The 8,251-nt window shown below is 45.9% G+C and carries 9 protein-coding genes; 5 read left to right on the top strand and 4 right to left on the bottom strand.

From position 1 onward, the window contains the following. Positions 1-396: 396 nt before the first annotated feature. The 4 genes from RH949_RS32205 to RH949_RS32190 all read left to right on the top strand — a co-directional run bounded on the left by RH949_RS32205 (position 397) and on the right by RH949_RS32190 (position 2,978). A complete protein-coding gene (locus tag RH949_RS32205; protein WP_006099572.1) occupies positions 397-1,113 on the top strand; it encodes an MIP/aquaporin family protein in 717 nt (238 codons plus the stop codon). Between the two features lie 167 nt (positions 1,114-1,280). Next, a complete protein-coding gene (locus tag RH949_RS32200; protein ID WP_044205564.1) occupies positions 1,281-1,565 on the top strand; it encodes a peptidase in 285 nt (94 codons plus the stop codon). Between the two features lie 122 nt (positions 1,566-1,687). Continuing rightward, entirely contained in the window at positions 1,688-2,383 is a 696-nt protein-coding gene (locus RH949_RS32195) for a rubrerythrin family protein (protein ID WP_446358950.1), read from the top strand. A gap of 142 nt (positions 2,384-2,525) precedes the next feature. After that, positions 2,526-2,978 (top strand): QcrA and Rieske domain-containing protein, encoded by a 453-nt coding sequence (locus RH949_RS32190; RefSeq protein ID WP_446358948.1) that lies wholly within the window; start codon positions 2,526-2,528, stop codon positions 2,976-2,978. A 487-nt stretch (positions 2,979-3,465) separates the two neighbouring features. Here the strand turns inward: RH949_RS32190 and RH949_RS32185 are convergent, their stop codons facing one another. The 3 genes from RH949_RS32185 to RH949_RS32175 form a co-directional block, all read right to left on the bottom strand. Then, positions 3,466-4,620, bottom strand: coding sequence for an AAA family ATPase (locus RH949_RS32185; protein WP_044205695.1), 1,155 nt, complete (start codon positions 4,618-4,620; stop codon positions 3,466-3,468). A gap of 233 nt (positions 4,621-4,853) precedes the next feature. After that, on the bottom strand, positions 4,854-5,378 hold the full coding sequence (locus RH949_RS32180) for a hypothetical protein (protein WP_232231662.1): 525 nt from the start codon (positions 5,376-5,378) through the stop codon (positions 4,854-4,856). A 196-nt stretch (positions 5,379-5,574) separates the two neighbouring features. Further along, complete coding sequence (locus RH949_RS32175) at positions 5,575-6,495, bottom strand: metallophosphoesterase family protein (protein ID WP_446358945.1); 921 nt, start codon at positions 6,493-6,495, stop codon at positions 5,575-5,577. A gap of 131 nt (positions 6,496-6,626) precedes the next feature. Between RH949_RS32175 and RH949_RS32170 the strand changes: the two genes are divergently transcribed. Next, on the top strand, positions 6,627-7,313 hold the full coding sequence (locus RH949_RS32170; RefSeq protein WP_446358943.1) for a hypothetical protein: 687 nt from the start codon (positions 6,627-6,629) through the stop codon (positions 7,311-7,313). 92 nt (positions 7,314-7,405) lie between these two features. Here RH949_RS32170 and RH949_RS32165 read toward each other — a convergent pair whose 3' ends face one another. Then, complete coding sequence (locus RH949_RS32165; RefSeq protein ID WP_446358941.1) at positions 7,406-7,714, bottom strand: hypothetical protein; 309 nt, start codon at positions 7,712-7,714, stop codon at positions 7,406-7,408. Positions 7,715-8,251 lie beyond the last annotated feature (537 nt).

Raw genomic sequence — 8,251 nt, 5'->3', positions numbered from 1 at the left:
GCTGTTCGGCATTTAAACCTTAATGTCAATAATGACGAAATCCTTGCCGTAGTGCGTTAAGCGAAGCCATGCCGCAGGCTTTGCATCTTGCTCGCTACATCAAGCATCTTGCTCGCTACATCAAGCATCTTGCTCGCTACTAATACCCAATTTAAATGCATGACAGCTTAGGCACAACACTGAACACCTCGACCTATTTTTACCCAAAATCATGGTCTCGAACCATGTCTTTTTTTTTAGTCGGGGAACGGCACAGAAGAACCCCTAATGGTGGTGTGACGGAATACAACTTTTATTTCTTTACCGAATCTTTACATTTACCGTCTATTTTTTGTACCAAGCCATTCTCAGCGAGTGGCAAGGCTGTTTATACAGAGTATTAAGATACCAGAGATAATGAATTCAAAAGCTTTAATTGCTGAGTTTATCGGCACGTTTGCCTTAATATTTATTGGCGTTGGTGCGATCGCAACGAACTATATCATCAAAGGTGACACAGATGTCGATTTAGTCGCCATTGCTCTAGCCCACGGCTTGACCATTGCTGTCATGGTTAGCGCTACCGCCGCCATTAGTGGGGGTCATCTCAATCCAGCCGTCACCTTCGGCGCTTGGTTGGCGGGCAAAATTAATCTCAAAGATGGTTTGGGATATATTATTGTTCAGTGTTTAGGAGCCATCTTTGCTGCCAGTCTGATTAAGTTAGCGATACCCCTAGAGCCACTGGAAGCAATTAAAATGGGTACACCTGCACTAGGTAATGGAGAAACTCCAATTATGGGCTTAGTGCTGGAATTTATCCTCACCTTCTTTCTCGTCTTCGTGGTTTTTGGCACAGCGATGGATAAACGTGCCCCCCAAGTCGGCGGTTTATTTATTGGGTTAACCGTTACCCTCGATATCCTGGCGGGTGGACCGATTAGTGGTGCCGCCATGAACCCTGCTCGTTATCTCGGTCCAGCTTTATTGGGAGGGGGACTCCAGTACATTTGGCTCTATTGGCTTGGTCCCTTAGCTGGTGGTGGTGCGGCGGCTTTAGTGTACCATTACCTGCTCGAAGACCGCAGTCAACGTGCGATCAAGTCTAAGGAGGGTGAAATGGACAATGCCTAACCAAGATAAACCTGTAATTGGGGGAGTTAACGACTTTCCCCAACTTTTCTTGGCACAACTGTGGTATCCACCCGAGTTCTTTACCTTTTCCACCTAAAGTCTTAACTACAGCCGGAAATGGTGATGGATAACGTCAGAAGTCTCAAGCCATGGAGGAGGGGATGTCCATGATACGCACCTTTCGTAAATACCACCGCCTAATCGCGATCGCTACCTGTCTCCCGTTAATTCTAACCGTGATTACTGGCATGGGTTACACCATTTTTGACGAATGGTTTCATCAAGACGAGATCGCTAGGATTCTGATGCAACTGCATACCTTAAAATTTTTGGGTCTTGAAACCATCTATCCGTTGTTGAATGGGTTGGGATTAGTGGGGTTGTTAGTGACAGGGTTGAGCATGACAGGTTTATTTAAAAAACGTCCATCTACCCCCAAAACAGGCAAATAATAAAATCCTGATTCCGGTTCCAACTTACCACTTAAGACGTGCCATGGCACGTCTCTACATAAGTGCCATGGCACGTTTCTACATAAAAGAGAAAACTATTTAATAACGAGGAGAGTGCAACGATGAGTCGTCCAATCAAAAAAACAGCTAAATTTGTATCAATTGCCGCCCTAGGAATGTTAGTGTTAGTTGGTTGCACCCAGCAACCCCCAACTGCTACGGTTGAACCGTCAACATCAGTAACAACCCAAGAGGTTTCTCAGGAAACATCCAGCCCAGATGCAGTGACATTGAAAAACCTCCAAGCTGCCTATAATGGTGAATCCAATGCTCATGCTCGTTATCTAGCTTTTGCGAAAAAAGCAGAAACAGAGGGCTATCAACAAGTTGCTCGTCTCTTCCAAGCGGCTGCCCAAGCTGAGGCTATACATGCGGCTAATCACGCGGCTGTAATTCGCAAACTTGGAGCCAAACCGGAAGCAACGATTGAAACTCCAGAGGTTAAATCCACTCGAGAAAATCTGGAAGAAGCCATTAACGGAGAATCCTACGAGCGGGATACCATGTATCCGGAGTTCATTGAGCAGGCGAAGCAAAAAGGCAATCAAGAGGCAGTTCAAACCTTTACTTATGCCGTACAAGCTGAAACTGAACATGCTAAATACTACACTCAAGCCAAAGACAACCTCGAAGACTGGAAAGATGCTAAAATGGTGTTCTATGTTTGTCCTGAATGCGGATTTACCACCAATAATTTAAACTTTGAAAATTGCCCAGAATGTGGCACTGCCCAAAATTTGTTTGGGGAGGTTGTTTAGGGTGATGATTGCTAACGGATAGTTGGAAGAATTAAATTAAGCAATCGGATGCGGTATAGTGGTAGAGGCGCAAAGGTTGTGTCTCTACCTTAAGCTTAACCTCACATCATTAGAAATAGCTATCGTAAAGACTGTTTGACTTATGAATCGTCGAGACTTTCTAACTTGGGTGGGTATTGGTGGCATCGCTAGTTACTTGCCAGTTGCCATGGTTGCTTGTTCGCCAAAAACGGAGGAATCAACCTCTACAACTAACTCTACAACTAATACTACTCGTGCGGATGGATTTGAGTCGGTGGGTACAGTCGCTCAATTGGATCAAGACGGTGAAATCCTCAACGAAAAATTTTCAGCCGGTTCAATCTTAGTCGTGCGTGATCCTGGTGACTCGAACACGATTATAGCGGTAAATCCTACCTGTACTCACACAGGCTGTACAGTCAAATGGCAAGCCGAGCCAACCGAATTTGTCTGTCCCTGTCATGATTCTAAATTCGCAATTGATGGCGAAGTCATTCAAGGACCCGCTAAAGATTCCTTGGCTGGTTATGAGGTGAAGCAAGAAGATGATTTAATTCTGGTCAAAGCTCGTTAAAACCAGCTTACACACAAAGGCAACTTATGGTAAGGGCACGATAGTATCCACCCGTGTCAACTTAAGCTCAACCCCTCACCCCCAGCCCCTCTCCCACGCCGGGGAGAGGGGAGCAAGAGGGGAGCAAGAGAGTCCGGTTCCCCTTCTCCCGTGCAACAAAAGCTCCCGCATCCTCTGTCCTCCCCCCTCTTGTAGGGGGGAACGAGGGGGGTCCGGAGTTGGGGTTAGGGGATGAGGGGGAAAATGTCAAGGAGTAGATAGCCACAGTTTAAAACCTTACCAGCATTGGTTTTCGACCTTAAGTTGATACCAATGGATAGTATCGTGCCCCTACGAATGGTGATTTAAATGTCAGGAAAACCTAAGTTCTAGGAGAGTCTAAAATGATGTGTCTGTAGACTGGCGATTTATCCCATGCCGCCTGAACCTTCGCTCACCTGAACCTTCGCTCAGGTCAGAATATTGGACTTAAGGGTTGTCGCTGTCTCTAGCTAACCGAAACCTCCATCAGTTCTTGGAGCAAAGCATTGCTATCTTGACTTATTGAGGGTTCTGGATGTTTGGCGATAATTACCGGAGTGTCTCCCATTTCACTATCGGGGATAGCTTGGAGAAGGTAAACCTGTTGGGGGTTCACATTGGCAATCACCTGGGGTGAATGAGTCGCTACAATAAACTGACAGTTGGGGAAAGTGCGAGTCAGTGCTGGTACAATCTCATGTTGCCATTTCGGATGCAGGTGGAGTTCAATCTCATCAATCAGAACCACACCACTCCCTTCTAGGGGATTCGCTAACCCCGGATTCGCGATCGCTAATCGTTTGGCTAAATCGGCGGCGAGTGAGAGTAAGCCTTTTTCACCTTCTGATAGTTGATTAACGACTAATTCTCGACCTTGTTTCGTCACTGTCATCCGTAAGGGGGCACGTCGCACCCGCAAGTTAGCAAAACCGGGTAACAGACAGGATATCGCTTGTCGGATGGCTTCTAGGAGGATATCGCGGTGTTCGGGATTATCTCGACGCCATTCGTTTTCTAGATCCTCCAGATCCTTAAACCACTCAAAGAAGCTGCTAAAGTTAATCGACACACCCGTTAATGCGTGGTCATAAATCGCTAGTTGGTTTGACCAATAGTATTTCGTTGCTTCTTGGGTAACCTTGTCGCAAAACTGGCGGTTGACGGGATAGTAAACCACGACGGGTAAATTCACATTCAGATTGTTTTGCAACTGATTCTTAATTCGCAAACAAATTCCTTCTAATTCTCGAATGTTCCCGCCTCTGGGTCGTCCCTTGGTATTGGATAATGAGAGAAACCAACTGATCTGCCGTTCTCTCAGGGAAATCGTGATCTCATTTTTGGTTTGATGGGCGCCATTGGCGATATCTTCCTGACTAAAAAAATGTCGCGGAATTTTCCGTTCTTCCGTAATGTCCTGTTCGTTAATAAAATGTCCCGTTCCAATCGGATCTTGAAGTTCCGCCACAAAATGGGAAAGCAGGAGTGCGATACAGTCGAGAATACTGGATTTTCCCGTTCCGTTGATCCCCACCAAGACTGTCGGTTCAGTCTCATGGAACTCCAGCGTCAGATCGCCGATACCACGGAACGAGTTGATTTTCAGGCGCTTGACTTTCATGGCTTATAGTAGGCTGATGGCAATAAAATGACACCGGGATGAAAAAGCAGCAATTGTTGTTGATACTGCTGATGATACTCTGATCAGTTGAGCTTGTCCGGCAAAAGCCTCATGCAATTGAGCAAATAACTCCTTAGATGGACGTTGTACAAACGTACCCTGACACGTCTAGAACTTAAATGCGTAACCTTTGATGATCTGTTAACTGGGGTTACGCCAGCCGACGCCGACGCTTAGGGAGCAATCCCTAGGGAAGCTTCCCAGAAATAAACGCGATCGCAATATTGAAATCTGCTACTGCTATTACAGCGGGCTTCCAGGGAAACGTTTTGCGTGTTGCTCACATCCAGCGATACAACAGCAGGTTCTCCTCCGGGTACAACGGTTCGAGATTCAGCCTCTACCCCATCTATATACACATTAACAAGAACGCTGGGACTACCTTGGTCGTTATCGCGCATACCAAACGCTAATTGCAAAGTCTGAAAGTTAACATCCTCTTCATTGGGTTGCAGTCTACAGGTCAATGATGCCCGCGTATCGCCCGAACCCATATAAAATCGTGATGAGTAAACCGCTTTATTTACCACCACGTTTTCACTTCGACGTCTCCAGTTACCGATCCCCGTATCCACACAATTTAGCCTCAGTAGAAAGGTTGAGCGTTCTTGCGCTTGCACAATTTGCTGACTTGGGGCAGTCAACGCCGCAAATAGAAGTCCACTGGCAATAATTTTCTGAATCAGTTTGCTTTTCATCTGCATTGAGTAGATCACCCACACCAATAGGTGTCAATACTACATCATCCCATGGGTAGAGGTGCAGGGAATAGAGTTTATCTCAGCAGTGCTGGTATAGCAACCGCCATAGCTGTTAGGACACATCATTTATGTAGAGACGTTGCATGCAACGTCTCTACAATGGTGCCGAAAGTCCTAATCGATGTGTCTACTGCTATATCATCCCTTGATCAAAGATTTGACCCTTTGTATCAATACCACGAATTAGGATGCGATCGCTATACACTTCATAAGCTGCAAAACTTAGCTGTGAGGCAGAATGGGCAGTCCATGGCGAACGCCCGACAGGGCGAACTCCAGCACCCGCACCACAAATTAAATAGGTTGTCCCATTAATCGGGAGAGTCCGTTCGTAGTGGTGGTCATGACCATTAATATAGAGTTGCACGCCGTATTTTTGAAACAAGGGAGTCAGGGTTTCAATAAACCTTTGATTCAATCCGTAGTGACCCGATGAATAAATTTGATGATGTCCAAACACAATCTTCCAGGGCGCATCGCTACGGCTGAGTTCCTGTTCTAACCACGGTAACTGACGTTGCCAATCCGCATTGGCATTCGTATCCAGCGCCCAAAATTGGACTGATCCCCGGCGAAAGGTATAGTATCGTCCCTGCATGTTGAAACCTGGATAACGGACTTGGGGATCACCGTTGGCGGTGCGGATATCATGGTTCCCCAGACAAGCGTGAAATTTCACTCCATTTTCCAGTAAGGCTTGATAGGGTTTTTCAAAGACTGCCTCTACCTTTTCAATCTCGCCCTTGTTATAAATATTGTCACCCGCCAGAATCACCAACGGGTATGGATTCTGTTGATAATAAGCAGTCATTGCCTCTGCCACAGCATATTGTCCGGCGGCACCTGTGCCTGTATCCGCAATAGACACAAAGCGTAACAGAGGAGGATGAGTGAATTGGTTCTGGGTATCCGTTGAGGGTGTTGGTTCAGGAGTCTGGGAATGGGTATCACTCGTCTGAGTCGTTTGACGGGCGAAGAGATTACTGCCAACAGCAATAACCCCGAAACAACTAATACCACTCAAAATCAGAAATTGACGGCGTTTGAGACTCATAGATCTAGAGCAGTCATGGAGACTGAAGCAAGACGGGCAAAAATGTTAAATTTGTGCTGTAGGAGCAGCACTTTGTAAGAAGAATCTAGCGCATTTTATGCCAATTGGCGTTGCTGGGTAGGGAAATAAAAATGTCAAAAGAGCAGTATAAGCCTCAGGAACCTATAGAGGTAGATGAATCCATTAAAGAAACCAATAGGGCTAAACCCACTCGCCCGTCTAAACTGGTGGATTGGCTCTATCCCAGCTTTGAAACCGTTGAGAAGGTGTGGGATAGTATTTTGGCAGCAATCCGCTCTCTGTTACCCGAAGCTTGGAATCAAAAGCTATCAGATTGGGGATTGACGGGCGCGATCGCGGCGTTTATTGTGGTCATAATGGTGACGGCAGTCGCCATAACGCCAGAGACACCAACACAGTTAGCCAAAGAAGTCAAACCCGAACCCATCCCTGCACCTGCCGAATTAGCCGCACCTGAATTTTCAGAAACTCCAGAACCTAATTCCTCTCCCCTAGAACTTACCCCAGAACAACGTCTGATTACGGCGATTCAAGACCAAGTGGCTGAAATTACGGCTCAGTATGCGAATGGATTGATTCAATCCATTCAAGCTAACTTTCAGGGTAACCGTCTGATTGTCACGATGAGTGATGGCTGGTATAAATTGGATGAACAGGAGCAACAGCAATTAGCGAGTGAAATTTGGCGTCGCTCTCAAGACTTGGAGTTGAGCAAACTGGAAATCACTAATTCTGATGGAAGTCTATTGGCGCGGAGTCCAGTAGTCGGTTCTGGGATAGTCATTTGGCAGCGTTAGAATTGCACCGTCTATTATGTAGAGACGTTATGTAGAGACGTAGCCTGCTACGTCTCTATATCAAATAAATGCTACTTTACATCAACAGCAGATCAGCGCATGGCTTTCTCAAGCTGGTTAGCAATATTGAATTGAGATAGACTCGGGGATTCAATATCACTTCTCGCCAGTTGTTCTAACTCAACCGCTAGCGATCGCAGGTAGTCTGCTCGTTGGCGCATTCGGTTACTAATTCCCTCTGTACCAGTAGCAAGGCACTCCGGGCAAACATCACTAACATATTCGCCAGATTCCCGATACGCTCTTGCCACCACCTCTAGCGGGAAAAAAATGTTACCGCACAAATTGCAACGGCATTTTTCCTCGAAGTGATTACTCTCAACTTGAATTTTAATGGGCATGGACGGTGTTCTCCAAATATATATGCAGTTTTGGGATAGCTGGAATCCTGTTTAGATTTGGCTGAAGCGGGCAGCTTAATTAATTATTTATTTTATTTTAACCATAAATGTAGTTAATCGTACAGATTATTTCTAATGGCAGAGAAACCGTTTTTTTGTTAGTTTTTCATGACAATGCTCCCGCCTCATCCCCAAGGGCTACACCTACTTGGGGGCTGCTGAATAAGTATTGTGGTGGGGGTAAGCTGTTTGGCATTTAAACCTTAATATCAATAACGGCGAAAGCCTTGTAGTGCGTTAAGCGAAGCCATGCCGAAGGCTTTGCATCTTGCTCGCTACTAATACCCAATCTAAATGCATGACAGCTTAGGGAGCAGGGGAAGCAGGGGAAGCAGAGGGAGCGGGGGAAGCAATGATACATTTTCCCTGATAATGAATGGTGCAAAGGTATGAAAGGGTTTTATCCTTTTTCTTTGAAGATGAGCCAATGTTCATGCTACTCAAAGCTTTGGTAGCCAAGGGTTTCGGTCTTGTGCA

This window comes from Coleofasciculus sp. A1-SPW-01, assembly GCF_040217205.1.
Taxonomy (GTDB): Bacteria; Cyanobacteriota; Cyanobacteriia; order Cyanobacteriales; family Coleofasciculaceae; genus Coleofasciculus; species Coleofasciculus chthonoplastes_A.
Note: the sequence above shows the minus strand (reverse complement) of the source record. Positions and strands in the feature narration are given on the sequence as shown.

What these genes read in the sequence shown, in the direction of transcription:
- RH949_RS32205 (WP_006099572.1), top strand. Translation starts at nt 397, where the DNA reads ATGAATTCAAAAGCTTTAATTGCTGAGTTTATCGGCACGTTTGCCTTA.
- RH949_RS32200 (WP_044205564.1), top strand. Translation starts at nt 1,281, where the DNA reads ATGATACGCACCTTTCGTAAATACCACCGCCTAATCGCGATCGCTACC.
- RH949_RS32195 (WP_446358950.1), top strand. Translation starts at nt 1,688, where the DNA reads ATGAGTCGTCCAATCAAAAAAACAGCTAAATTTGTATCAATTGCCGCC.
- RH949_RS32190 (WP_446358948.1), top strand. Translation starts at nt 2,526, where the DNA reads ATGAATCGTCGAGACTTTCTAACTTGGGTGGGTATTGGTGGCATCGCT.
- RH949_RS32185 (WP_044205695.1), bottom strand. Translation starts at nt 4,620, where the DNA reads ATGAAAGTCAAGCGCCTGAAAATCAACTCGTTCCGTGGTATCGGCGAT.
- RH949_RS32180 (WP_232231662.1), bottom strand. Translation starts at nt 5,378, where the DNA reads ATGAAAAGCAAACTGATTCAGAAAATTATTGCCAGTGGACTTCTATTT.
- RH949_RS32175 (WP_446358945.1), bottom strand. Translation starts at nt 6,495, where the DNA reads ATGAGTCTCAAACGCCGTCAATTTCTGATTTTGAGTGGTATTAGTTGT.
- RH949_RS32170 (WP_446358943.1), top strand. Translation starts at nt 6,627, where the DNA reads ATGTCAAAAGAGCAGTATAAGCCTCAGGAACCTATAGAGGTAGATGAA.
- RH949_RS32165 (WP_446358941.1), bottom strand. Translation starts at nt 7,714, where the DNA reads ATGCCCATTAAAATTCAAGTTGAGAGTAATCACTTCGAGGAAAAATGC.